The following is a 24,613-nucleotide window of genomic DNA, read 5'->3' as shown; positions in this document are numbered from 1 at the left end:
CATGACCCACGCCTCTGACACCCTGCTCCGCGTCGAGAAGGGCAACGCCGAGCCCGAGGAGCTGGCCGCGATCACCGCGATCCTGCTCGCCCGCGCCGCCGCCACGCCCCAGGACACCACGGTCCGCCTGCCGCGCCAGGCCGGCTGGCGCCGTCTGGAGCGCACCCCGGGCTTCCGCGCCCCGCACAGCTGGCAGGGCTGAGCCCCCGAGGCTCCCGCACGCACCGAAGGCCCCGCACCCGTCCAGGGTGCGGGGCCTTCGGTGCGTACGGCCCGGCCCTACGGATGCCGGCCGGGGGCCCGCCCGGCCCGCATCCGCCCGACCCGCCCAAGGCGAAGGCCCCCGCGTCGTGGACACAGGGGCCTGTCTCGTGCGGCTGCGGCGCCGCGTCCTACCGCAGGCGCGCCATGAGGGCGTGCTCGACGAGCGTGATGAGCGCGCTCTTGGCGTCCGCGCGGTGGCGGGCGTCCGTGGTGATGATGGGGGCGTCCGGGCCGATCTGCAGGGCCTCGCGGACTTCTTCCGGCGTGTAGGGCTGGTGCCCGTCGAAGCCGTTGAGGGCGATGACGAAGGGCAGTCCGCTGTTCTCGAAGTAGTCGACGGCGGGGAAGCAGTCGGCGAGACGGCGGGTGTCGACGAGCACGACGGCGCCGATGGCGCCGCGGACCAGGTCGTCCCACATGAACCAGAAGCGGTCCTGACCGGGGGTGCCGAAGAGGTACAGGATCAGGTCCTGGTCGAGCGTGATGCGGCCGAAGTCCATGGCGACCGTCGTGGTCGTCTTGTCACCGGTGTGGGTGAGGTCGTCGATGCCCGCGCTCGCGGACGTCATGACGGCTTCGGTGCGCAGCGGGTTGATCTCGGACACGGCTCCGACGAACGTGGTCTTGCCCACGCCGAAGCCGCCCGCCACCACGATCTTCGCGGAGGTGGTGGAGCGGGGAGCCGCTCCGCCGTTAGAGCTTGCGAAGTCCACTGAGCACCCTTTCGAGCAGTGTCACGTCTGGCTGGCCACCGGCAGACTCGTCGCCGCCGGGCTGGTGAATGGCGACAAGGCCCGCCTCCGCCAGGTCGGCTACGAGGATGCGGGCGACACCAAGAGGAATGGAGAGGAGTGCCGAGATCTCCGCGACGGATTTGATCTCCTGGCACAGGCGGCAGATGCGCTGGTGCTCGGGCAACTGCCCTTGCAGGCGCGCGGGATCCGCCGTGGTACTGACCAGCGCCTCGATGGCGAGCTGGTAGCGCGGCCGCGTACGGCCGCCGGTCATCGCGTACGGGCGCACCAGCGGGTTGTGGGCCTTCGGCGCCGGCTGCCGCGCGGCACGCGGAGGCGGCTGCGGAGGCATCTGGGGCTGCTGGGGCTGGCCGTACTGCTGGTAGTGGTTCTGCTCCGGGACGGGCCGGCTCGGCGCGGAGGGGAAGTTGAAGCGGTTCTGGTCGTGCCCACCCTGCGGCTGCTGCGCGCCGCCATAAGGATGTCCTCCGGGTGTTGTCACGTCTCCTCCTCCGACTCCAAGAACGCAGTACTCCCTGTGGAACCGCGCCACCGCACCCTACGGTGCGATGGCGCGAAACGCACTGCCTGTTTGCTAGTTGAGAAGGCTTCCCTGCAGTTCGGCGCGCAGGTCCGGGGTCAGGACACTGCCCGCGCGATCCACCAGAAGAGCCATCTCGTAGCCCACGAGGCCGATGTCGCACTCCGGGTGCGCCAGCACCGCGAGGGACGATCCGTCCGAGACGGACATGAGGAAGAGGAATCCCCGGTCCATCTCGACCACGGTCTGGTTGACGGCGCCACCCTCGAAGATGCGGGAGGCACCGGCGGTCAGCGAGGTCAGTCCGGAGGCCACGGCCGCCAGCTGATCGGCGCGGTCCCGCGGAAATCCGTCGGACATCGCCAGAAGAAGGCCGTCGGCGGAGACCACCACCGTGTGCGACACCCCGGGGGTGTTGTCCACGAAGTTGGTGATCAACCAGTTCAGGTTCTGTGCCGCCTGGCTCATCGGGCTCACACTAACGCTCCTGGTCATAGCTGTTACTTGACTGCTCAGTACCCGCGCTGCGTCCCTGCTGGACACCTCGCCGCAGGTTGCTCAACCTGCCGCGGACGTCCTCCGGAGCGCGGGAGACCTGGGGGCCGCCCTGCGGGGTCGTCTCCGCTGCGCCCTCGACCAGGTTGGCCTTGGGCACGCGCCGAGGGAGACCGGACGGGGTGACCCCGCCCGCCTTCGGCTCACGGAGTTTGGCGGCCTGCTGCCAGCGCTCGTCGTTGCCCGAGCGCCACGCCGTGCCACCGTCCTGGTCCTGCTCCGGCGCCGCGGCCTGCCGCTGACGCTGCGGCCGCTGCTCGAAGAGGGACCCGGAGGACTCCGCTTCCTGCTGTGCCGGCTGCCACTGCTGCTGGCTGCCGCGTCGCGGCAGGCCCGCTCCGGTCATTTGGTGACCGGTGTCGGCAGCGGCGCCCGGACGGTCGAAGCCTACGCGCTCCGCGGCCGGTTCGGGGACGGCCTGGGATTCCGATTCAGTCCCGTAATCCTGCTGGTAGGCAGCCGGATACGTGTTCTGTTCGGGCCACTCGGCCTGTCCCGACTGGGCTTCGTACCCGCCGTCGTAGCCCTGAGTGCTCGACTGCTGGTCCGCGTAGCCGTCTTCCGTATACGCGTAGTCCTGCTGCGGGTACGCCTCGTACCCCTGCTCCGCGCGCTGTCCGTCGTACGCGGGTTCGTAACCCTGCTCGGACTGCTGCTCGTAGCCCTGGTACGGCTGGTAGCCGTGCTCAGGCTGAGGTTCCGGATAGTCCTGGCCGAGCGGGGCGCCCTGGCCGTTCCGGTCGTTCTGGCCTGCGAAGCCCTGCTGCTCCTGCGAGTGGCCGACCTGGGCCTCCAGCGCCGCACGGCGCTCCTCGCGGCCGAGGGAACGGCCCACGGGGTCCATGCCGGGTCCGTCGCCCGCCTGCTCGTAGCGCGAGTCGTCGAAGCCGAGCTCCGCCGCCGTTCGCATCGGGGCGGCCTGCTGGGTCTTCTGCTCCGGAATGATCTGGGAGACCGTGAAGTCGTCGTCCGGGATGCCCTCGCCACCGCCACCGTGCGTGATGGCGTCGGGGAGCATGATGAGCGAGGTGGTGCCGGCCGCCTCGCCCGACGGGCGGAGCTGGACGCGGATGCTGTGGCGGTCCGCCAGCCGGCCGACCACGAACAGACCCATGCGCTGCGAGATCGCGGCGTCCACGGTCGGCGGGTTGGCGAGCTTGTGGTTGATGTCCGCGAAGTCCTCGGCGGTGAGGCCGATGCCCTTGTCGTGGATCTCGATCATCACGCGGCCGTCGGGCAGACGCGTGGCGTTGACACGCACCTTGGTCTGCGGGGAGGAGAACGTGGTGGCGTTCTCCAGCAGCTCGGCGAGCAGGTGCACGAGGTCGGTCACGGCCTGGCCGTGGATCTCGGCCTCGGAGACGCCGGAGAAGCTCGATGCGCTCGTACTGCTCCACCTCGGAGGAGGCGGCGCGGAGCACGTCGACGAGGGGCACGGGCTGGTCCCAGCGGCGGCCCGGCTCCTCACCCGCGAGGATGAGGAGGTTCTCGCCGTTGCGGCGCATGCGGGTGGCCAGGTGGTCCAGGCGGAAGAGGTTCTCCAGCTGGTCCGGATCGGCCTCGTTGTTCTCCAGGTCGGTGATGAGGGTCAGCTGGCCCTCGATCAGCGACTGGTTGCGCATGGAGAGGTTCGTGAAGATCGCGTTGACGTTCCCTCGCAGGAGCGCCTGCTCGGCGGCGAGCCGGACCGCTTCCCGGTGGACCTGGTCGAACGCGCGGGCGACCTCGCCGATCTCGTCCTGGGAGTCGATCGGGATCGGGTGGACCCGGGTGTCGACCTTGCCCGGGTCGGTGCGCGAGAGCTGGTCGACGAGCGACGGCAGGCGCTGCTCGGCGATGTCGAAGGCGGCGGTGCGCAGCCGGCTCATCGCACGGCCCATCTGGCGGGCCATCATGCCGGCCAGGATGAAGGCGGCGAGCAGGGCCACGACCACGATGGCGCCGTTGGTGATGGCGTCGGTACGGGCGTCGTCGGAGACCGCCACGGCGTCGTTGACGGCCTTCTCGAGGAGTTCCTTCTCGACCTCGTCGTAGCCGTCGAACTTCGAGGTGGCGGCGAACTGCCAGGCCGCCGGAGTGGTGCCGCCCTCGATGACCTTCTTCTTGGGCTCGCCGCTGGCGATCGCCTCGGTCATGCCGGTGAGGATCGACTTGTTGATCGGCGAGACCGGCGGGGACTTGAAGGGGGTGCCTGCCTGTTCGGCGGCGCCCTTGGCCTCGGCGAGCTTGGCCGCGCCCTCCTCGGCCTTCTTGGCCATGACCGTCTTCAGCCGGGTCACGTCCTCCTCGGTGCCCGCCGCGACGTACTCGCCGATGGCGATTTCCTCGAGGTAGGCGTAGGAGGAGAAGGCGACGAGCTGGGCCTTGCGGGTGTTCTCGTCGTTGCTCGGGCGCACCAGGAGGTGCGTGCCGACGGAGCGCTGCAGCGAGTTCGCCGCCTTGGCGAGCTGGATCGCGTAGACCATGCGGCCGTACGAGGTCACGTTGCCGGTGCCGAGACCGAGCTCGTTGGCGAACTGCATGAGGTAGTGCTGGACCGTGACGTAGCCCTCTTCGGTCGGGATGGGACCGAAGGAGGACGGCGGGTTCTTCTTGGGACTCTCGATCCCCGCCTGGTACGCGGTCTGACGGACGTCCGTCAGCTTGGGCTCCTCCGTGCGGAAGAGCTCCAGACGCCGTTCCATGCCCTGGTTCTTGGGCATGTCCTGGACGACCTTGTCGAAGTTCTCCTTCGCGGCGGTGGTCGCCGCGTAGGCCTTGTTGACCCGCTCGTCCTTGGTCTGGCCGTTCAGGAGCGGCTCGGCCGTGAGGTCACGCTCGTTGAGCAGTGCCTGGCTGTATTCCGAGGCCGCCTGAACGACCCGGGCTATCTGCTCGGCGTCCTGGGCCTCGTTCCACGTGTCGATGGAGCCCTTCACCTGGAAGCCGCCCATGACCAGGCCCACGAGGGCCGGGACGAGGAGGATGGCGTTCAGGCGGGTCGGCACGCGCCAGTTGCGGGGGGAGAGCCGACTGCTGCTCCCGCTCTTCACAGGCGGTTCCACGGGCACGTCGGCGGGCGACGCGGCCGCTCGCGGCGGCGGGGTGAAGTTGCCGCGCGCGGGTTCATCCGCGGGGCTTGCGTTGCTTCGCCTCACTCGACCAACAACCTCTCGGCGGTGCTACTAGCTAGTTCGTTGAATTCCAGCACGGTTGGCGGCCCTGTTCCAAACAGTTGAAATATGCCGCGCCCAGAGACTTATGCCTCACATAAAACGGACATAAAGAGCGTCCCGCTGCAAAAACCGGGGCAGTTGTGAGCACAGCGGTACCGACCGAACGCAACCCGTTGCCAAACGGCTTCAATTCTCTGTCGAAACGTTATGAACGACAGGGGCGGGCCGTGTCATACGACACAGCCCGCCCCTCCCGTGCGGCAGTTGGAGCCGCTCCGCTACTTGAGCCGCGCCATGAGGGCGTGCTCGACGAGCGTGATGAGCGCGCTCTTGGCGTCCGCGCGGTGGCGGGCGTCCGTGGTGATGATGGGAGCGCCCGGACCGATCTGGAGCGCCTCGCGGACCTCTTCCGGCGTGTAGGGCTGGTGACCCTCGAAGCCGTTGAGCGCCACGACGAAGGGCAGTCCGCTGTTCTCGAAGTAGTCGACGGCGGGGAAGCAGTCGGCGAGACGGCGGGTGTCGACGAGCACGATCGCACCGATGGCGCCGCGGACCAGGTCGTCCCACATGAACCAGAAGCGGTCCTGGCCCGGCGTACCGAAGAGGTACAGGATCAGGTCCTGGTCCAGAGTGATGCGGCCGAAGTCCATGGCGACCGTCGTGGTCGTCTTGTCACCGGTGTGCGTGAGGTCGTCGATGCCGGCGGAGGCGCTGGTCATGACGGCTTCGGTGCGCAGCGGGTTGATCTCGGACACGGCTCCGACGAACGTGGTCTTGCCCACGCCGAAGCCGCCCGCCACCACGATCTTCGCGGAGGTGGTGGAGCGGGGAGCCGCTCCGCTAGATGTTCCGAAGGCCACTGAGCACCCTTTCGAGCAGCGTTACATCCGGCGTGCCGCCGGCCTCTCCATTGCCCGGCTGGTGGATGGCCACCATGCCGGCCTCCGCCAGGTCGGCGACGAGGATGCGCGCCACGCCGAGGGGCATGGACAGCAGCGCGGAGACCTCGGCGACCGACTTGACCTCGCGGCACAGGGTGCAGATGCGCTGGTGCTCGGGGAGCAGGCCGGACAGGTGCATCGGATCGGCGGTGGTGCTGACCAGCGCCTCGATGGCGAGCTGGTAGCGGGGCCGGGTCCGGCCGCCGGTCATCGCGTAGGGACGCACCAGCGGCTGATCGCCTTCCGAGTACGAGTCTCCGTACGCATCGGGGTAGGCGGGGGGCGGGGTCATTGATCCTCCGGGCTGGACAGCAGTGGTCAGCGTGCCGTCTGACGGGGCGGCCGGTGGGGGGAACGGTATGACGGCCTGGCGGTGGTACTGGATTCCGGGGCGTGGGCCCCGGTCTCCCGGCCGGTAGTACCGTCCGGCCGGGAGCTGGGAAGTCAGCCGAGCAGGCTTCCCTGCAGTTCGGCGCGCAGGTCCGGGGTCAGGACACTGCCCGCGCGATCCACCAGAAGAGCCATCTCGTAGCCCACGAGGCCGATGTCGCACTCCGGGTGCGCGAGAACGGCCAGCGAGGATCCGTCCGAGACGGACATGAGGAAGAGGAATCCCCGGTCCATCTCGACCACGGTCTGGTTGACGGCGCCACCCTCGAAGATGCGGGAGGCACCGGCGGTCAGCGAGGTCAGTCCGGAGGCCACGGCCGCCAGCTGATCGGCGCGGTCCCGCGGAAATCCGTCGGACATCGCCAGAAGAAGGCCGTCGGCGGAGACCACCACCGTGTGCGACACCCCGGGGGTGTTGTCCACGAAGTTGGTGATCAACCAGTTCAGGTTCTGTGCCGCCTGGCTCATCGAACTCAACTATCGCTCCTGCTGGTAAGTGGGGTCGATGTGGTAACTGCCGGTCGTCTGGCTGTTGTTGCCAGCCTGACGGCCCTGCTGGATACCGCGTCGGAGGTTGGTCAGACGGCCGCGGACATCGTCCGGCGCCCGGGAGACCTGCGGACCCGCCTGGGCGTCCGACTGCTGCTGCGCGGTGCCGGCCACGAGGTTCGCCCGCGGGACCCGGCGGGGCAGCCCCGACGTCGTGATGCCGCCGGCGGCGGGCTGGCGCACGCGCTCGGCCTGGCGCATCAGCTCGTCGTTCGGCGAGGACTTCCAGCTGACGGTCGGCATGGCGCCGGTCGTCGCCGCGGCGGGCTCGGCCGCCTGCTCCTGGCCGCGCTGCGGCAGCGGCTGCTGCGGGGCCGGGGGAGCGGACTGCTGCGGCTGCTGGGGTACGGCCGGGACCTGCGCGGGGGGCTGCTGCCCCTCCTCGCGGAACCAGTTCGACTCCAGGGTGTCGAAGATCGGGCTTCGGGCGTCGCCCGGGCTCTGGGCCGGCGGCAGCGCCTCGGGCCGGTGGCCCTGCGGCAGCCGCGGCGCCTCGGGCCGCGCGGACGGCACGGGCGCGTACTCGCCGCCCGGCTGCTGCGCCTGCGGCTGCATCTCCTGCGGCTGGGGCTGCTGCGGGGCCTGGGGCCGGCGGGCGAACCCGCCGACACCGGGGCCACCGGGCCGCTGGGGCTGGTAGCCCGGGCGCTCGAACTGGCCGGTGGTGGACGGGTCGACGGGGCCCCGTACGTCCGGACGCTCGAACTGACCGGTGGTGCTGCCCGCGCCGTCGCCCTGGGGCATCGGCGCGTTGAAGTCCGGGCGGGCGAACTCGGCCGTCGAGCCGGGGCCCGAGAGCTCGTCGTGGCCGCGGGCCTGGTCCGAACCCCAGCTGGTGGTCTGCGGGCCGGGCAGTTCCGGACGGACGCCGGCGCCACCGCGCGGCGGCAGCTGAGGCCGGGGACCGCCCGGGGCGGCGGGACCGGTCGGCTGCTGGGGCTGCTGGTGCTGGGCCTGCTGCGGACGCTCGAAGCCGTTGCCCTGCGGGAACCCGGGCTGGCCGGTCGCGGGACGGGCCTGCGGGCCACCGCCGAAGCCGACGCTGGGGACCGGACCACGGGTCGGCAGCGGGCCGCCGGCGCCGAAGCCGCCCTGACCCTGGCCCGCGGTGGTCGGACCGCCCTGCTGCGGACGGGCACCGGGGGCACCGGGGCCGCCCTGAGGCCGTCCGCCCTGCGGACGCTGCTGACCGGGGGCGCCGTCACGGCCCGGCAGGGCGGTGCGCTGGCCACCTCCCGCGACCTGACCGCGCTGCGGGCCCGCGCCCACGGGAGGGCGTCCGCCCGGACCGGGTACGGAGGCCTGGGAACCGGGAGCGCCCTGGGCACCGCCCTGGCCGCCCTGACCCGGCGTCGGGCCCGGCTTCTTGCCGCCCTGGGCGACGTCCACCGGCAGCATGACGAGGGCCGTCGTACCGCCCGAGTCGGACGGGCGCAGCTGGATGCGGATGCCGTGGCGCAGGGACAGGCGGCCGACCACGAACAGACCCATGCGCCGGGAGACGGAGACGTCCACGGTCGGCGGCGAGGCGAGCCGCTCGTTGATCGCGGCGAGGTCCTCCGGGGAGAGACCGATGCCGGTGTCGTGGATCTCGACGAGCACGCGGCCGTCGGGCAGCGCGTGACCGGTGACCTTGACCTTGGTCTGCGGGGAGGAGAACGAGGTGGCGTTCTCCAGCAGCTCGGCGAGGACGTGCACGAGGTCGTTGACGACGCGGCCGGCGACGTCGGTGCCGGGCACCGAGGCCAGCTCGACGCGCTCGTACTGCTCCACCTCGGACGCGGCGGCGCGGAGCACGTCGACCAGCGGGACGGGGCGGGTCCACCGGCGGCCCGGTTCCTCGCCCGCGAGGACGAGGAGGTTTTCGCCGTTACGGCGCATGCGGGTCGCGAGGTGGTCGAGCTTGAAGAGGGAGGAGAGCTGGTCAGGGTCGGCCTCGCGCGACTCCAGTTCGGAGATGAGCGAGAGCTGACGCTGGATGAGGCCCTGCGAGCGGCGCGAGAGGTTGGTGAACATCGCGTTGACGTTGCCCCGCAGGAGGGCCTGCTCGGCGGCGAGGCGGACGGCCTCGCGGTGCACGTCGTCGAATGCCGCGGCCACCTGGCCGATCTCGTCGCGGGTGTGCACGCCGACGGACTCCACGGACGTGTCGACGTCCTGCGGGTCGGACTCGGACAGCTGCTTGACGAGCTCGGGCAGACGGTCCTGGGCGACGCGCGTCGCGGTGTCCTGCAGGCGGCGCAGCGAGCGGATCATGGACCGGGCCATGACGAAGGCGCCGACGAGCGAGACGCCGAGGACGAGGAGGATCAGCGCACCGTTGATGATGGCGTCCTGCTGGGCCTCGTTCTTCAGCTCACGGGCCTTCTGCTCCATCTCCTCGAGCAGGGTCAGCTCGATGACCTTCATCGCCTGGAGCTTGGTGCCGTCCGCGTCGTACCAGTCCAGCCAGGACCGGTTCTTCTCGCGGAGGAAGGCGTCCTGGCTGGCCAGCACGCGGCGTGCGTAGTGGTCGGCGCTGGAGATCTCGGAGTTGCTGTCGCCCAGACCCGCGAGGAGTTCCTCGGTGCGGCCCTGGTAGACGAGCTCGAAGGTGGTCTTGGCCTGCTGCTCGCCCTTCTGCGCGGAGAGGGCGTAGAGCCGGTCGTTCTCCTGCAGCTTGCCCTGCTTCTCGTTGGTGTCGGGAAGCGAGGCGGCGATGATCGCGCGCTGGATGGAGGCGTACTCCTTGGCGGCGGAGAACGCCGCCAGGGCACGCGTGCGCTTGATCATCTCCGGGTTGGAGGTGGCCTGCGCCATGTCCTGGGAGAGCGAGAGCAGCGAGACGATCATCGCGTTGTACTCGCTGACGGTCTGCTGGGCGCCGGTTGAGTACGCCTTGATGCGGATCGTCTCGATGTTCGTGAGCTGACGGCCGATCTGCAGGACGTTGTTGCGGATCGACTTGAGGGTGTCGTCCTTCTTGCCCGTGCTGTCGACGCGGTCGGTCGCGGCGTTGAAGGCCTTCGCGGCGATGTCGGTCTGCGCGCGGGCACTGTCGACCTGGCTGTTGCTCTTGCCGCCGGAGAGGGAGAGCGGACCCGCGGAGAGGTCGCGCTCCTCCTGGAGCATGGCGGCCAGGTTGGTGGCCTGTCGCGTCATCGTCGTCAGCAGCTGCATGTGTTCGAGCTGCGCGATGTCGTTGAGCGAGTCGTTGATGCGGAAGCCACCGAGCGTGGTGGCGGCGACGACCGGCAGGGTCAGCAGCGACACCAGTCGCGTGCTGATGCGCCAGTTCTGCATGGCGAGGCGGGATCCGGGCCCACTGGGGGCCTTCGGTATCGCCGCGTCCTGCTCGGTCGGGCCGGCCTTGTCCTTGGACTTGGCCTTCAGGCTCTTCGAGCGGCCCTTCGCCTTCACCGCGGCGGAGGCGTCGGGGCCTGCGCCTTCGACAGCCGGCCCGCGGTTCTGGGCGTGCTGGGGCGAGGAGCCACGGTCGGTCCCGCCGCGCGGCTCCTGCTCCGCCGCAGCGCTGCCATCCCTCTTGAATCGTCCCTGCACTAGCGTCGCAACCTCTGGACCAGGCGTCCCGCCGGGCGACCGGCGGAACGGTGTCGAGTCGTGGGGCACTTTCGGCCCCATGGTGGTCGTCGGTGACCGGCGCGTCTCCCTTTCTTTCCGCCGCACGGCGCTGAGTCGCGCCACCTGCGCGCCGGACGTAGTCCCGCGGCGGTCCCGCGAATTCCAGCACAGTGGCGGATCTCCAACAAGGTGCGCGTGTCGCCCCGGAGAGTCGGTCACGGCACGTGATCGCTGCATTACGCGATGTGCGACCGCATTCGGTCGAAATCGGACTTACGCCATCCAAACAGCGCGGCTGGCAAGGTGTCCCAGTCGCGATGATCAGGAGCGGAATGGCGCATTCAGTAGCGCAATGTCCGTTTCGGTGGGTCTCGTTGACTGACCGTTATGGCGGAAATGTCGGGTCACGGGTGAGCAAACTCACATAGTCATGGCCATTACTTCCTGGTTCGGCAGGGGATTCAGATGTTTAGCCTTGCCCCTTAAAGGGTTGGCGCCAGGGCTGGTGCGGGCGCCGGCCGACATCCACAGACCGAACCGAGGGCCCCGAACTCCGATGAAGACGACGACGATGTTCCGCAACATAGCCAACCCCCGCCGCACCACCCTCGCGCACCTCAAGGACGCCGAGGAGCTGCAGGCGGCCCCGGCCACCCCGGAGCACGCCGTCGAGCTGCCGACGCAGACCGCCAACCCCCGGCGCACGGTCCTGATGGACGCGCCGGTCGCCGTCGCCGCGCAGTAAGCCGCCCCGCACGGAACGTGAAGCGCCGCCGCCCGCCGCGTTAGCCTGGGGAACGCAGACTCCAGCCAGCGGAAACAGAGGGGCAGACGCAACACGTGCGCATCGCCAGGTTCTCCATCGACGGCAATGTCGCGTTCGGCGCGGTCGAGGGCGACCCCGCCCCCGGCAACGAAGCGTCGCTCGTGCTCGACATCATCAAGGGCATCCCGTTCGCGGACTTCGAGCTCTCCGGTACGAAGGTCCCGCTGAGCAAGGTCCGGCTGCTGCCGCCCGTGCTCCCGAACAAGGTCGTGGCCATCGGCCGCAACTACGCGGAGCACGCGGCGGAGCTCGGCAACGCCATCTTCGACGATCAAGGCCGTCCGGACGCCCCGATCACCTTCTTCAAGCCGTCCACCTCCGTGGTCGGACCGGGTGATCCGATCACCTACCCCTCCTTCTCCCAGGACCTCCACCACGAGGCGGAGCTCGCCGTGGTCATCGGCCGCATGTGCCGCGAGGTCCCGAAGGAGCGCGTCAAGGACGTCATCCTGGGCTACACGTGCGCCAACGACGTCACGGCGCGCGACGTCCAGCAGCGGGAGAAGCAGTGGGCACGGGCCAAGGGCTTCGACAGCTCCTGCCCCCTCGGCCCCTGGATCGAGACCGACCTGGACCCGGCGGACCTGACCATCCAGTGCACGGTCAACGGCCAGCAGCGCCAGCTGGGCCGCACCAGTGACATGGTGCGTTCCATCGAGGACCTGGTCGTCCACATCACCGAGGCCATGACGCTGCTCCCCGGCGACGTCATCCTCACGGGGACCCCGGCCGGAGTCGGCCCCCTCAACGTCGGCGACGAGGTCGCCGTCACCATCGAAGGCATCGGCACTCTCACCAACAAGGTGATCAAGCGTGGCTAACGGACCCGTCCGCGTACGTTTCTGTCCCTCCCCGACCGGCAACCCCCACGTGGGCCTGGTCCGCACCGCCCTCTTCAACTGGGCGTTCGCCCGCCACCACGGCGGTACGTTCGTCTTCCGCATCGAGGACACCGACGCGGCCCGGGACTCCGAGGAGTCCTACGGCCAGCTGCTCGACTCGCTGCGCTGGCTCGGCTTCACCTGGGACGAGGGCCCCGAGGTCGGCGGCCCGCACGCCCCGTACCGCCAGTCCGAGCGCATGGACATCTACAAGGACGTCGCGCAGAAGCTCCTCGACGGCGGCCACGCCTACCACTGCTACTGCAGCACCGAGGAGCTCGACGCCCGCCGCGCCGCCGCCCGCGCCGCCGGCAAGCCCTCCGGCTACGACGGCCACTGCCGCGAGCTCACCCCCGTGCAGATCGAGGCGTACCAGGGCGAGAACCGCCCCGCGATCGTCCGCTTCCGGATGCCCGACGAGCCCATCACCTTCACCGACCTGGTGCGCGGCGAGCTGACCTTCACCCCGGAGAACGTGCCGGACTTCGGCATCGTCCGGGCCAACGGCGCCCCGCTCTACACCCTGGTCAACCCGGTCGACGACGCGCTGATGGAGATCACGCACGTCCTCCGGGGCGAGGACCTCCTCTCGTCGACCCCCCGCCAGATCGCCCTCTACGGGGCACTGATCGAGCTGGGCGTCGCCAAGAGCACCCCCGCCTTCGGCCACCTGCCGTACGTGATGGGCGAGGGCAACAAGAAGCTCTCCAAGCGCGACCCCGAGGCCTCGCTCAACCTGTACCGCGAGCGCGGCTTCCTGCCCGAGGGCCTGCTGAACTACCTCTCGCTCCTCGGCTGGTCCTTCTCCAAGGACCAGGACGTCTTCTCGATCGAGGAGATGGTCCAGAAGTTCGACATCGACGGCGTGAACGCCAACCCCGCGCGCTTCGACCTGAAGAAGGCCGAGTCGATCAACGGCGACCACATCCGCCTGCTCGACCCGAAGGTCTTCGCGGACCGCTGCGCCCCCTGGCTGCAGGCCCCGCACGCCAACTGGGCCCCCGAGGACTTCGACGCCGAGGCCTGGGAGCGCATCGCGCCGTACGCCCAGACCCGCGTCGCCGTCCTGTCGGAGATCACCGCCAACGTGGACTTCCTGTTCCGCAAGGAGCCCGTCGAGGACCAGGCCTCCTGGGATAAGGCGATGAAGGGCGAGCCGGCGGCGCTGCTGACCACCGCCCGCGAGAAGCTGGCCGACGCCGACTGGTCGGACCCCGAGTCCCTCAAGCAGGCCGTCCTGACCGCCGGCGAGGCCCACGGCCTCAAGCTCGGCAAGGCCCAGGCCCCGGTCCGTGTCGCCGTCACCGGCCGCACGGTCGGCCTGCCGCTCTTCGAGTCCCTGGAGATCCTGGGCAAGGAGCGCTCCCTGGCCCGCATCGACGCGGCACTGGCCAAGCTGGCCGGCTGACCCGCAGACGGACCCCCACCGCAGGGGGCGGCCGCCCGCACCCCGGGCAGCCGCCCCCTGCGGCGTGCGGCGTCGTCACGGGCCGTGCGGCCTGGTCTGCGCGGCCGGCCGCAGGACCCCGCCCCGCAGGTGCCCCGGCGCGGCTGCTCCCGGTCCGTCACGCGGGGTTCCGCGTTCGCCCACCGGGACGCGGGGGCCGGGCGTAGGCTCGGCCGTATGCCGATCCGTGCCGTGCTGTGGGACATCGACGACACCCTCTTCGACTACACGGGGGCGGACGCGGCCGGACTCACGGCGCAACTGCGGGCCGTCCGGCTCGCGGAGAGGTACGGAACCCCCGCGCAGGCCCTCGCGCGCTGGCGGGAGATCACCGACCGGCACTGGGCGCGCTTCGCCGCCGGGGTCGGCACCTTCCAGGGCCAGCGCCAGGAGCGGGTACGCGAGTTCCTCGACCAGCCCCTGATGACAGCGGCCGAGGCCGACGCCTGGTTCGACAGCTACGTCGAGCACTACAAGGCCGCCTGGACCGTCTTCCCCGACGTCGTCCCGGCGCTCGACGCCCTCGCGGCCGACTACCGGCACGGAGTGCTCTCGAACTCCTCCACCGCCAACCAGGACCCCAAACTGCGTCACCTCGGGCTGCGTGAGCGCTTCGAGGTGCTGGTCTGCGCCGTGGAACTCGGCGTCAGCAAGCCCGAGGCGCAGGCGTTCCTCGCCGCGTGCGAGGCGCTCGGACTGCCGCCCGCCGAGGTGGCGTACGTGGGGGACCAGCCCGAGATCGACGCGCGCGGCGCCCGCGACGCGGGCCTGCTGGCCGTCTGGATCGACCGGGACGGCCTGCGGGGGCCCGGCCCCGAGGGGGCGCACCGGATCGAGGGCCTTGACCGGCTGCCGGAGCTGCTGGCACGGGATACCCGTTTTGGAGCACGGTCAGGCATCCGGTAATGTTCTTTCTGCGCCGCCGGAGCGGGCCGAAAGGCCGGACGGAGGCGCCACTCGAAAGAAAGACTCCCAGGGGCTTGACTTTCGGTGGGGTATAGTGTAATTGGCAACACGAGGGTTTCTGGTTCCCTTATTCTAGGTTCGAGTCCTGGTACCCCAGCGCAGTGCAGTAGTGACGCAGTGCTTTGCCCCCGTTGTGTAGCGGCCTAGCACGCCGCCCTCTCAAGGCGGTAGCGCCGGTTCGAATCCGGTCGGGGGTACAGATCCTTCCCGCAAGATCTCCATTGGGTAGCTCCCGGACGTCTTGATGCAGGATCGCTAGGGCCCCCGTTGTGTAGCGGCCTAGCACGCCGCCCTCTCAAGGCGGTAGCGCCGGTTCGAATCCGGTCGGGGGTACTGGTCTGGTATAGACCACATTGGGCTATGGTGTAATTGGCAACACGAAGGTTTCTGGTTCCTTTGTTCTAGGTTCGAGTCCTGGTAGCCCAGCGCAGTACAAGCAAGCCCCCGTTGTGTAGCGGCCTAGCACGCCGCCCTCTCAAGGCGGTAGCGCCGGTTCGAATCCGGTCGGGGGTACGCACAGAGGAGGCCCTCCGCGTTCGTCGCGGAGGGCCTCTTCGCTGTGCTCCGACGGGCTCGTGCCGCGGCGAGGGCGCGTGGGGCGAGCGACATAAGTACGGGCCCGGAGGCGCGTGTTCGGACGTGTGCGGCGTCGAACGCGCCCCCGGGCCCGGGGGTGAACGGTGGGATCGGGCGTCAGCCGGAGCGGCGCAGCGCCTCCGTGAGCCGGGCGGCCGCGTCGATGACGGCCTGGGCGTGCATCCGGCCCGGGTGGCGGGTCAGCCGCTCGATCGGCCCGGAGACCGACACGGAGGCCACCACGCGGTTCGACGGCCCGCGCACCGGCGCCGAGACGGACGCCACGCCGGGCTCCCGCTCGCCGATCGACTGCGCCCAGCCGCGGCGTCGTACGCCCGAGAGCGCCGTCGCCGTGAAGCGCGCGCCCTGGAGGCCGCGGTGGAGCCGCTCGGGCTCCTCCCAGGCCATCAGGATCTGCGCGGCCGAACCGGCCTTCATCGGCAGGGTCGAGCCCACCGGGACGGTGTCCCGAAGGCCGGACAGCCGCTCCGCGGCCGCCACGCAGATGCGCATGTCTCCCTGACGGCGGTAGAGCTGCGCGCTCTCGCCCGTCACGTCGCGGAGGTGGGTGAGAACCGGTCCCGCCGTGGCCAGCAGGCGGTCCTCGCCGGCCGCGGCGGCGAGCTCCGCCAGCCGCGGACCGAGGATGAACCGGCCCTGCATGTCCCTCGCCACCATCCGGTGGTGTTCCAGTGCCACGGCGAGGCGATGTGCCGTGGGTCGTGCGAGCCCTGTCGCCGCGACCAGCCCGGCGAGGGTGGCCGGACCGGACTCCAGTGCGCTCAATACCAGAGCTGCCTTGTCGAGAACGCCGACGCCGCTAGAGTTGTCCATGAAACGATATTCGCGTCTCACACTGTGAAACGCAAGTTCAATTTTTCCAAGAACCAGCGAGTCTGTATGTGCGGGTCCACGAACCACTGGGTCCGAGCCGTCGTCCGGGACGTGGGGTACGGGCGTCAGGCGCACGAATCTCTATGAAGCGCCGGCACGACCCGCCGGCCGGAGGGAAAGCGATGGGTAGGACACTCGCGGAGAAGGTCTGGGACGACCATGTCGTCCGGCGCGCCGAGGGCGAGCCCGACCTCCTCTTCATCGATCTGCACCTGCTGCACGAGGTGACCAGCCCGCAGGCCTTCGAAGGACTGCGCCAGGCCGGCCGCAAGGTCCGACGCCTCGACCTCACCATCGCGACCGAGGACCACAACACCCCCACCCTCGACATCGACAAGCCGATCGCGGACCCGGTCTCCCGGGCCCAGCTGGAGACGCTGCGCAAGAACTGCGCCGAGTTCGGCGTCCGCCTGCATCCGCTGGGCGACGTCGAGCAGGGTGTCGTCCACGTCGTGGGACCGCAGCTCGGACTGACCCAGCCCGGCACCACCGTGGTCTGCGGCGACTCGCACACCTCCACGCACGGCGCCTTCGGCGCGCTGGCCTTCGGCATCGGCACCAGCCAGGTCGAGCACGTGCTGGCGACCCAGACCCTGCCGCTGGCCCGCCCGAAGACGATGGCGATCACCGTCACCGGCGAGCTGGCCGAGGGCGTCACCGCCAAGGACCTGATCCTGGCGATCATCGCCAGGATCGGCACCGGCGGCGGCCAGGGCTACATCCTGGAATACCGCGGCGAGGCCGTCGAGCGGCTCTCGATGGAAGCCCGCATGACCATCTGCAACATGTCGATCGAGGCCGGCGCCCGGGCGGGCATGATCGCCCCCGACCAGACCACCTTCGACTACCTCCGGGGCCGGGACCACGCTCCCGTGGGCGAGGACTGGGACGCGGCCGTCGCGTACTGGAAGACCCTGCGCACCGACGAGGACGCCGTCTTCGACGCGGAGGTCGTCATCGACGGCGCCGCCCTCTCGCCGTTCGTCACTTGGGGCACCAACCCGGGTCAGGGCGCGCCGCTGTCGGCGAACGTCCCCGACCCGGCTTCGTACGAGGACGCTTCGGAGCGCCTCGCGGCCGAAAAGGCCCTGGAGTACATGGGGTTGACCGCCGGACAGCCGCTGCGCGACATCAAGGTCGACACCGTCTTCGTAGGTTCCTGCACCAACGGCCGCATCGAGGACCTGCGCGCCGTCGCCGGGATCATCGAGGGCCGCAAAGTTGCCGACGGCGTACGGATGCTGGTCGTCCCCGGCTCGGTCCGCGTCGCCCTCCAGGCCGTGGAAGAGGGCCTGGACACGGTCTTCAAGGAGGCCGGCGCCGAATGGCGGCACGCGGGCTGTTCGATGTGCCTGGGCATGAACCCCGACCAACTGGCGCCCGGCGAACGCTCCGCGTCCACCTCCAACCGCAACTTCGAGGGCCGGCAGGGCAAGGGCGGGCGCACCCACCTGGTCTCCCCGCAGGTGGCCGCCGCCACCGCGGTGCTGGGCCATCTGGCCTCGCCCGCCGACCTGTCCGCCGCCGACGCGACCGCCGGAGTCTGAACCATGGAAGCCTTCACCGTCCACACCGGCCGGGCCGTTCCGCTGCGCCGCAGCAACGTCGACACCGACCAGATCATCCCGGCCCACTGGCTCAAGAAGATCACCCGCGACGGGTTCGAGGACGGGCTCTTCGAGGCCTGGCGCAAGGACCCGGAGTTCGTCACGAACCGCCCCGAGCGCGCCGGCGCGACGGTGCTCGTGGCCGGCCCCGACTTCGGCACCGGCTCCTCCCGCGAGCACGCCGTCTGGGCCCTGCAGAACTTCGGCTTCAAGACGGTCATCTCCTCCCGCTTCGCCGACATCTTCCGCGGGAACTCGCTGAAGAACGGCCTGCTGACCGTCGTGCTCCCGCAGGAGACCGTCGAGCAGCTGTGGCAGCTCACCGAGGCCGACCCCACCGCCGAGATCACCGTCGACCTGGTCGACCGCCAGGTGCGCGCGGAAGGCGTCGTGGCCGAGTTCGAACTCGACGACAACGCCCGCTGGCGTCTGCTGGAAGGCCTGGACGACATCTCGCTCACCCTTCAGAACGAAGCGGACATCGCCACCTACGAAAGCGCCCGCCCGGCCTTCAAGCCGCGCACCATTCAGGCCTGATTCCTGCCTGATCAGCGCTTATTCACCCTCGGGTGATCAGAACGACAACACCGTGCCCCCCGCCCTCCGGCGGGGGGCACAGCCGTTTGTTGAGGCCCCGTGAGGCGACAACTCGCCCCAGATGGCACAATCTGTGCATGGAACGCGACAGTCAACTCGAGCTCTACGAACTCGTCGCGGACCGGCTGAAAGAAGCACACACACGGGTGCGCTCACTGCAAGTCCCGGAGGGCGTAAGGATGGCGCTGTCCCGGAAGCTGTTGGTCGTCACAGCCGCGGCGAAGCACGATCTCGCCGATGCGGCAAGGCGCCTGGACAGGTTGATGAAGGACCTCGACGAGGGTCGATTCCCTGAAGGCGACTGATGCGAAGGAACTCCGTAACCGCCTCCGGCGTTGCGGCACTAGGGTGATTAGCCCGTTTCGTGTTTGATTTGCGGTATATATCCGCCTAACGTGCGAAATAAGCTTGAACACATTCGTTCTGGCGATGTCTCCGAAGGGGAAGACGTGAACAAGGCGCAGCTCGTAGAAGCGATTGCCGACAAGCTGGGCGGCCGCCAGCAGGCCGCGGACGCTGTCGACGCGGTACTGGACGCGATCGTCCGCGCTACCGTCGCGGGCGACCGGGTCTCGGTCACGGGCTTCGGCTCGTTCGAGAAGGTCGACCGTCCGGCCCGTTACGCCCGCAACCCGCAGACGGGTGAGCGCGTCCGGGTCAAGAAGACCTCCGTGCCCCGTTTCCGCGCCGGCCAGGGCTTCAAGGACCTGGTCAGCGGCACCAAGAAGCTGCCCAAGGGCGGCGAGGTGTCGGTGAAGAAGGCGCCGAAGGGCAGCCTCACCGGCGGCGCCTCCGCCACGGTCAAGAAGGCCGCGGCGAAGAAGGCCACCACCGCCAAGAAGGCCGCGGCGAAGACCGCGGTCGCAAAGAAGACCACGGCGAAGAAGACCACCGCGACCGCCAAGAAGGCGGCCGTGAAGAGCACCGCCACGGCGAAGAAGGCGACGGCCACCGCCAAGAAGGCGAGCACCGCCAAGAAGGCCGCGCCCACGGCGAAGAAGACCACCGCCGCCGCGAAGAAGACCGCCCCGGCGGCCAAGAAGGCCACCGCAGCGACGAAGGCGCCGGCCAAGAAGACGGCGACCCGCAAGGCCACCGCGAAGAAGACCACCGCCCGCAAGAAGTAGGGCCACGAGTCACACACGCCGGGCCGGCTTCCCCCTGCGGGGAAGCCGGCCCGCGGTGCGTTCCGGGGCCGGCGCCCGCCCTGCGGGCGCCGCGGCCGGCCGGTCGGTTCAGAAGGTCTGCAGCGTGATCAGGGTGATCCGCAGGCCCGCGCCCTTGCCGTCCGTCTCGATCCGGACCCGTTGCCCCGGACGCAGCAGCCGCAGGCCGCCCGCGTCGAACGCCGGGGCCTCGAAGGACACCGGGGTGCCGTCGTCCAGCAGCACGCTGCCGCTGCGGGTCTGGGAGTCGTACGTGTACGCGGTCGCCTGCATACCCGCACTGTATCGGGCGGTGTGACGCCCCACACCGAGGGCGAGCGCCGTGCGCAGGTCGGCCGCGGTGTCCACGTCCCGGCGCACGCTGTCCACGTCCGTCAGCGCGATTTCCACCGCTCCCGAGGCGGAATGCCGGGCCCGCGACGGCCCTCCGAAGGACGGGGCCAATTCCACGTCCGGCGCGGCGGAAAGCAAGGTCGTCCCGATTCCGGCCGCATCCGCCAGAAATGCCCGCGGAAATACCGAGGCGTTTTCGAGCACGCGTAGCAATTCGGGGGGCCGCAGTGCCGGCAGGTCCGCGTTCATCGCCGCGACCGCGGTGCCGGGCCGTCCCGCACGCGCCACCCGCGCGCCGTGCGCCAGCGCCGCGTTGAGCCCCGCCGCCGGGACGTCCGGGACGATCCGCGCCCCCAGCCCGGCCAGTTCCGCACCCGCCCGGGCGTCGTCCGTGACGACCACCACATCCGCGACCGCGGCGCAGGCCAGCGCCCCCGCGACCGTGTCCAGCGCGAAGGCCAGAGCGAGTCCCGGACGCGAGGCCCCCACGGCGGCGGCGAGACGGCTCTTGGCCACCGACAGCGGTTTGAGGGGGACCACCAGACTCCAGACGGCGTTCGTGACGGACCCCTTCCCTGCGGTGCGCTCCGGCCCCTCCCGGGCCAAGGCATGGTCATGGCCGGGTCATGTGTCGCCCCATTGTCGCCCCGCCCGGGCAGCCCGGGAGCCCGGCGGCCTGAGCGGGGCGTACGGTGTTCTCGACAGAGACCGGGCCCGGGGTGACACTTGTCCGGCCGACGACGAGGTGCCCCGGCCGCGCTCCGGTCCTAGAGGAAGGTGTCCGAGTGTCCCGCCGCAGAATCGGCTTCTGGTACCGCCTGGCGGCGGTCATCGCAAAACCGCCGCTGGTAGTGCTGTTCAAGCGGGACTGGCGGGGAATGGAGCACATTCCGGCCGAGGGCGGCTTCATCACCGCCGTCAATCACAACTCGTACCTGGACCCGCTGTCGTACGCGCACTTCCAGTACAACACCGGCCGGGTGCCCCGCCTGCTCGCCAAGGCCGCCCTCTTCAAAGTCCCCTTCGTCGGGTCGATCCTGCGCGGCAGCGGGCAGATCCCCGTCTACCGGGAGAGCACCAACGCCCTGGACGCGTTCCGGGCCGCCGTCGACGCCATCGAACGCGGCGAATGCGTGGCCTTCTACCCCGAAGGCACCCTGACCCGGGACCCCGACATGTGGCCGATGGCCGGCAAGACCGGCGTCGCCCGCGTCGCGCTGATCACCAGGGCTCCCGTCATTCCGGTGGCCCAGTGGGGCGCCAACCTGGCGATGCCGCCGTACGCCAAGGAGAACAAGGTCCGGCTGTTCCCGCGCAAGACCCTCCAGGTGCTCGCCGGACCGCCCGTGGACCTCTCGGCCTACTACGACCGGGAGCCCACCCCGGACGTCCTCAGGGAGGCCACCGAGGCCATCATGGCGGCCGTCACCGGCCTCCTGGAGGAGGTGCGGGGGGAGCGCGCGCCCGAGCAGCCGTACGACCATCGCAACGCCAGGGCGGAACAGCGGCGCAAGGCCGCGGGGGAGGGCAAGAAGTGACACGTCCCATGAAGGCGACCGTCTTCGGAACAGGCTCCTGGGGCACGGCCTTCGCCATCGTGCTCGCCGACGCCGGCTGCGAGGTGACCCTCTGGGGCCGCCGCCGCGCCGTCGTCGACGCCATCAACACGGGCCGGACCAACCCGGACTACTTCCCGGACGTCGAACTCCCCGCGACCATCCGGGCCACCGACGACCCGGCCGAGGCCGCGGCGGGCGCCGACTTCACCGTCCTGGCCGTCCCCTCCCAGACCCTGCGCGACAACCTCGCCGCCTGGGCCCCGCTGCTGGCCCCCGACACGGTGCTCGTCTCCCTGATGAAGGGCATCGAACTCGGCACCGCCAAGCGCATGAGCGAGGTCATCGAGGAGGTGGCCAAGGTCCCCGCCGAGCGGATCGCCGTCGTCACCGGCCCCAACCTGGCCGCCGAGATCGCCGCCCGCCAGCCCGCGGCCTCCGTCGTCGCCTGCGTGGACGAGGGCGTGGCCCAGCGCCTCCAGGCCGCCTGCCACACCCCGTACTTCCGCCCGTACACCAGCACCGACGTCATCGGCTGCGAACTCGGCGGTGCCGTCAAGAACGTCATCGGCCTCGCCGTCGGCATCGCGGACGGCATGGGCCTCGGTGACAACACCAAGGGCTCGCTCATCACCCGCGGCCTCGCCGAAGCGACCCGCCTGGGCGTGGCCATGGGCGCCGACCCGCTCACCTTCTCCGGCCTCGCGGGCCTCGGCGACCTCGTCGCCACCTGCTCCTCACCGCTCTCCCGGAACCACACCTTCGGCACCAACCTGGGCCGCGGGATGACCCTGGAGGAGACCATCGCGGTCACCAAGCAGACCGCCGAGGGGGTCAAGTCCTGCCAGTCGGTGGCCGATCTGGCGGGCCGGCACGGGGTGGACATGCCGATCACCGAGACCGTGGTGGACATCGTCCACCACGGCAAGCCCACCCTCGTGGCCCTGAAGGAGCTGATGGGCCGCAGCGCCAAACCGGAACGTCGCTAACTCCTTTCCGGACGCATGAGCGGGTACTCTCATGCCGATATGAGCAGCGAGAACCTCCCCCAGACCCCTGAGCAGCAGGGCCGCAAGCCCCGCGTGGCCGTCGTGTTCGGCGGCCGCAGCTCGGAACACGCCATCTCGGTCGTCACGGCGGGCGCCGTACTGCGCTCCATCGACCGGTCCAAGTACGAGGTGCTGCCCATCGGCATCACCACGGACGGCCGGTGGGCGCTGACCGCCGACGAGCCCGCGCGGATGGCCATCGCGGACCGCAGGCTCCCGAGCGTCGAGGAGCTCGCCGAGTCCGAGGACGGCGCCGTCGTGCTCTCGGTCGACCCGGCCAGCCGCCAGGTCGTCTACACCGAGCCCGGCGCCGTGCCCAAGGCCCTGGGCGAGGTCGACGTCGTCTTCCCCGTGCTGCACGGCCCCTACGGCGAGGACGGCACCCTCCAGGGCCTCCTGGAGCTCTCCGGCATCCCGTACGTCGGCTCGGGCGTCCTCGCCTCGGCCGTCGGCCAGGACAAGGACTACATGAAGCGCGTGTTCACGTCCTTCGGGCTGAGCGTCGGCCCGTACGTGACCATCCGCCCCCGCGAGTGGGAAGCCGACCGGGACGCCGCCACGGCCAGGATCCTGGACTTCGCCGCCGAACACGGCTGGCCGCTCTTCGTGAAGCCCGCCCGCGCCGGCTCCTCCATCGGCATCACCAAGGTCGACGACGCCTCCGGCCTGGAGGCCGCGGTCAGGGAAGCCCGCCGCCACGACCCGAAGATCATCGTGGAGGCGCTGCTGCGCGGCCGCGAGATCGAGTGCGGCGTCCTGGAGTTCGAGGACGGGCCCCGCGCCAGCGTCCCCGCCGAGATCCCGCCGGTGTCCAGCCACGACTTCTACGACTTCGAGGCGAAGTACATCGACTCCGCCTCCGGGATCGTGCCCGCCCCGCTCACCCCGGAGCAGACCGCCGAGGTCCAGCGGCTCGCGGTCGAGGCCTTCGAGGCCGCGTCGTGCGAGGGGCTCGTGCGCGCCGACTTCTTCCTCACCGAGGACGGCGAGTTCGTCATCAACGAGATCAACACGATGCCCGGTTTCACGCCGATCTCGATGTACCCGCTGATGTGGGAGAAGACGGGCATCGCCTACCCCGAGCTGGTGGACCGCCTGATCCAGGCCGCCCTGCGCCGCTCCACGGGGCTGCGCTAGCGCCACGTACAGCCGCCCGCCGGCCGCCCTTCACGGGGGCGGCCGGCGGGCGGCGGTGTGCCGGAGCTGCAGTAGGAGGCGATGCCCTCGGGCACGGTCGCGGCGATCGCCGCGGACAGACCGACGAGCATTCCCGCGTCCGTGGCATGCTCCTTGTCGACCCGGACCTCCGTGTAAGCCAGCCGCATGCCGGTGGTGAAACGGAATCCGCCGTCGCCGCCCTTCTCCAGCAGCCAGGCCACGTCGTTCACATGGACGCCCTCCTGCTTCGGATCCAGCATCCGGGGGGGCTTGGCGATACCGCACCGCAGTACGATCGCCGAGCCGCCCCACGAGGCGGTCAGGTCGGACTCCGGTTCGGTCCGGGTCCGCGCCAGGCCACCCACCGTCTCCGGGAGCTCCTTGTGCAGTGCCGCACAGAACCCCGCGACGTCGGTCGGAGGCGCGGGCGGGGGTTCCACCCGGGCCTCGGAACCGCCCGGTGAGCATGCCGCCAGCACGGCGGACGCGGCCAGGGCGGCGGGCATGGCCAGGACACGGAGGGGCCGGCGGTGGAGGGACATCACCGGCCAAGAGTAGACGGGGGCTACAGATGGACCACCGGGCAGGTCAGGGTGCGGGTGATCCCCTCCACCTGCTGGACCTTGGCGACGACCATGCGGCCGAGCTCGTCCACGGTGTCGGCCTGGGCGCGCACGATCACGTCGTACGGACCCGTCACGTCCTCGGCCTGGATCACCCCCGGGATCTGGCCGATGGACTCGGCGACGAACGACGCCTTGCCCACTTCGGTCTGAATGAGGATGTACGCCTGTACCACGGAACCTCCAGGGCGGCCACGAGGGTCATTTCCCCTAATCTTCGGGTGGACCCCACACGATGGACAGG

General features: G+C 70.3%; 22 protein-coding genes, 5 tRNA genes and 2 pseudogenes. 17 read left to right on the top strand and 12 right to left on the bottom strand.

Annotated features, from left to right (window positions below):
• Position 1 precedes the first annotated feature (1 nt).
• Complete coding sequence (locus AC2RP6_RS13575) at positions 2–202, top strand: acyl-CoA carboxylase subunit epsilon (RefSeq protein ID WP_486446453.1); 201 nt, start codon at positions 2–4, stop codon at positions 200–202.
• 190 nt (positions 203–392) lie between these two features.
• On the opposite strand, the gene AC2RP6_RS13570 is transcribed toward AC2RP6_RS13575, so the two are convergent.
• The 8 genes and pseudogenes from AC2RP6_RS13570 to AC2RP6_RS13535 all read right to left on the bottom strand — a co-directional run bounded on the left by AC2RP6_RS13570 (position 393) and on the right by AC2RP6_RS13535 (position 10,669).
• Positions 393–977 carry a GTP-binding protein gene (locus AC2RP6_RS13570; RefSeq protein WP_007266770.1) on the bottom strand — a complete coding sequence of 195 codons (585 nt, stop codon included), beginning with the start codon at positions 975–977 and terminating at the stop codon, positions 393–395.
• Positions 958–1,500 carry a DUF742 domain-containing protein gene (locus AC2RP6_RS13565; protein ID WP_078848680.1) on the bottom strand — a complete coding sequence of 181 codons (543 nt, stop codon included), beginning with the start codon at positions 1,498–1,500 and terminating at the stop codon, positions 958–960. The genes AC2RP6_RS13570 and AC2RP6_RS13565 overlap by 20 nt, the downstream gene beginning before the upstream one ends.
• Before the next feature lie 93 nt (positions 1,501–1,593).
• Positions 1,594–2,007, bottom strand: coding sequence for a roadblock/LC7 domain-containing protein (locus AC2RP6_RS13560; RefSeq protein WP_030037347.1), 414 nt, complete (start codon positions 2,005–2,007; stop codon positions 1,594–1,596).
• Positions 2,008–2,017: 10 nt separating this feature from the next.
• Positions 2,018–5,231: pseudogene (locus tag AC2RP6_RS13555) on the bottom strand (sensor histidine kinase).
• Between the two features lie 296 nt (positions 5,232–5,527).
• Positions 5,528–6,109: a GTP-binding protein gene (locus AC2RP6_RS13550; protein WP_046776286.1), complete on the bottom strand. Its 582-nt coding sequence runs from the start codon at positions 6,107–6,109 to the stop codon at positions 5,528–5,530.
• Positions 6,090–6,482: a DUF742 domain-containing protein gene (locus tag AC2RP6_RS13545; protein WP_030037344.1), complete on the bottom strand. Its 393-nt coding sequence runs from the start codon at positions 6,480–6,482 to the stop codon at positions 6,090–6,092. Before AC2RP6_RS13545 ends, AC2RP6_RS13550 begins: the two co-directional genes overlap by 20 nt.
• Before the next feature lie 152 nt (positions 6,483–6,634).
• Positions 6,635–7,048 carry a roadblock/LC7 domain-containing protein gene (locus AC2RP6_RS13540; RefSeq protein ID WP_030846990.1) on the bottom strand — a complete coding sequence of 138 codons (414 nt, stop codon included), beginning with the start codon at positions 7,046–7,048 and terminating at the stop codon, positions 6,635–6,637.
• A 9-nt stretch (positions 7,049–7,057) separates the two neighbouring features.
• Positions 7,058–10,669, bottom strand: a complete 3,612-nt coding sequence (locus AC2RP6_RS13535) for a nitrate- and nitrite sensing domain-containing protein (RefSeq protein ID WP_486446452.1) — start codon at positions 10,667–10,669, stop codon at positions 7,058–7,060.
• A 577-nt stretch (positions 10,670–11,246) separates the two neighbouring features.
• On the opposite strand from AC2RP6_RS13535, the gene AC2RP6_RS13530 reads away from it, so the two are divergent.
• The 9 genes from AC2RP6_RS13530 (at position 11,247) to AC2RP6_RS13490 (ending at position 15,323) form a co-directional block, all read left to right on the top strand.
• Positions 11,247–11,435: a hypothetical protein gene (locus AC2RP6_RS13530; RefSeq protein ID WP_359129343.1), complete on the top strand. Its 189-nt coding sequence runs from the start codon at positions 11,247–11,249 to the stop codon at positions 11,433–11,435.
• Positions 11,436–11,530: 95 nt separating this feature from the next.
• On the top strand, positions 11,531–12,337 hold the full coding sequence (locus AC2RP6_RS13525) for a fumarylacetoacetate hydrolase family protein (protein ID WP_486446451.1): 807 nt from the start codon (positions 11,531–11,533) through the stop codon (positions 12,335–12,337).
• Positions 12,330–13,805: a glutamate--tRNA ligase gene (gene gltX / locus AC2RP6_RS13520; RefSeq protein ID WP_486446450.1), complete on the top strand. Its 1,476-nt coding sequence runs from the start codon at positions 12,330–12,332 to the stop codon at positions 13,803–13,805. Before AC2RP6_RS13525 ends, gltX begins: the two co-directional genes overlap by 8 nt.
• A gap of 216 nt (positions 13,806–14,021) precedes the next feature.
• The gene (locus tag AC2RP6_RS13515) at positions 14,022–14,750 is read left to right on the top strand and encodes an HAD family hydrolase (protein ID WP_486446449.1); all 729 of its coding nucleotides are present in this window, start codon (positions 14,022–14,024) and stop codon (positions 14,748–14,750) included.
• An 85-nt stretch (positions 14,751–14,835) separates the two neighbouring features.
• Positions 14,836–14,907, top strand: a tRNA-Gln gene (locus AC2RP6_RS13510).
• 27 nt (positions 14,908–14,934) lie between these two features.
• Positions 14,935–15,007: transfer RNA gene (locus tag AC2RP6_RS13505), tRNA-Glu, on the top strand.
• 63 nt (positions 15,008–15,070) lie between these two features.
• Positions 15,071–15,143, top strand: a tRNA-Glu gene (locus tag AC2RP6_RS13500).
• 21 nt (positions 15,144–15,164) lie between these two features.
• Positions 15,165–15,236 (top strand) — tRNA-Gln (locus tag AC2RP6_RS13495).
• Between the two features lie 14 nt (positions 15,237–15,250).
• A tRNA-Glu gene (locus AC2RP6_RS13490) sits at positions 15,251–15,323 on the top strand.
• Positions 15,324–15,503: 180 nt separating this feature from the next.
• Here the strand turns inward: AC2RP6_RS13490 and ndgR are convergent.
• The gene (ndgR, locus tag AC2RP6_RS13485; RefSeq protein ID WP_007266782.1) at positions 15,504–16,220 is read right to left on the bottom strand and encodes an IclR family transcriptional regulator NdgR; all 717 of its coding nucleotides are present in this window, start codon (positions 16,218–16,220) and stop codon (positions 15,504–15,506) included.
• Positions 16,221–16,402: 182 nt separating this feature from the next.
• Between ndgR and leuC the strand changes: the two genes are divergently transcribed.
• The 4 genes from leuC to AC2RP6_RS13465 all read left to right on the top strand — a co-directional run bounded on the left by leuC (position 16,403) and on the right by AC2RP6_RS13465 (position 19,611).
• The gene (gene leuC / locus AC2RP6_RS13480) at positions 16,403–17,827 is read left to right on the top strand and encodes a 3-isopropylmalate dehydratase large subunit (protein WP_486446448.1); all 1,425 of its coding nucleotides are present in this window, start codon (positions 16,403–16,405) and stop codon (positions 17,825–17,827) included.
• A gap of 3 nt (positions 17,828–17,830) precedes the next feature.
• Complete coding sequence (gene leuD / locus AC2RP6_RS13475; RefSeq protein WP_387116958.1) at positions 17,831–18,424, top strand: 3-isopropylmalate dehydratase small subunit; 594 nt, start codon at positions 17,831–17,833, stop codon at positions 18,422–18,424.
• 137 nt (positions 18,425–18,561) lie between these two features.
• Complete coding sequence (locus AC2RP6_RS13470; RefSeq protein WP_030009267.1) at positions 18,562–18,789, top strand: SCO5555 family protein; 228 nt, start codon at positions 18,562–18,564, stop codon at positions 18,787–18,789.
• 144 nt (positions 18,790–18,933) lie between these two features.
• Entirely contained in the window at positions 18,934–19,611 is a 678-nt protein-coding gene (locus AC2RP6_RS13465; RefSeq protein WP_486446447.1) for an HU family DNA-binding protein, read from the top strand.
• A 309-nt stretch (positions 19,612–19,920) separates the two neighbouring features.
• On the opposite strand, the pseudogene cofC reads toward AC2RP6_RS13465, so the two are convergent.
• Positions 19,921–20,589: pseudogene (cofC, locus tag AC2RP6_RS13460) on the bottom strand (2-phospho-L-lactate guanylyltransferase); the annotation flags it as partial.
• 179 nt (positions 20,590–20,768) lie between these two features.
• On the opposite strand from cofC, the gene AC2RP6_RS13455 reads away from it, so the two are divergent.
• From AC2RP6_RS13455 to AC2RP6_RS13445, 3 genes are read left to right on the top strand one after another with little or no spacing between them, the layout of a single operon-like run.
• Complete coding sequence (locus tag AC2RP6_RS13455) at positions 20,769–21,521, top strand: lysophospholipid acyltransferase family protein (protein WP_486446446.1); 753 nt, start codon at positions 20,769–20,771, stop codon at positions 21,519–21,521.
• Positions 21,518–22,528: an NAD(P)H-dependent glycerol-3-phosphate dehydrogenase gene (locus AC2RP6_RS13450; protein ID WP_486446445.1), complete on the top strand. Its 1,011-nt coding sequence runs from the start codon at positions 21,518–21,520 to the stop codon at positions 22,526–22,528. Before AC2RP6_RS13455 ends, AC2RP6_RS13450 begins: the two co-directional genes overlap by 4 nt.
• Positions 22,529–22,567: 39 nt before the next feature.
• Positions 22,568–23,725, top strand: coding sequence for a D-alanine--D-alanine ligase family protein (locus AC2RP6_RS13445; RefSeq protein WP_486446444.1), 1,158 nt, complete (start codon positions 22,568–22,570; stop codon positions 23,723–23,725).
• On the opposite strand, the gene AC2RP6_RS13440 is transcribed toward AC2RP6_RS13445, so the two are convergent.
• Complete coding sequence (locus tag AC2RP6_RS13440; RefSeq protein ID WP_486450324.1) at positions 23,722–24,288, bottom strand: DUF3515 family protein; 567 nt, start codon at positions 24,286–24,288, stop codon at positions 23,722–23,724. The genes AC2RP6_RS13445 and AC2RP6_RS13440 overlap by 4 nt on opposite strands.
• A 23-nt stretch (positions 24,289–24,311) precedes the next feature.
• Positions 24,312–24,545 (bottom strand): Lrp/AsnC family transcriptional regulator, encoded by a 234-nt coding sequence (locus tag AC2RP6_RS13435; protein WP_030028650.1) that lies wholly within the window; start codon positions 24,543–24,545, stop codon positions 24,312–24,314.
• Positions 24,546–24,613: the final 68 nt, after the last annotated feature.

It is taken from the genome of Streptomyces sp. WAC03905, from assembly GCF_057371075.1.
This window is presented reverse-complemented; position numbering and strand designations above follow the sequence as displayed.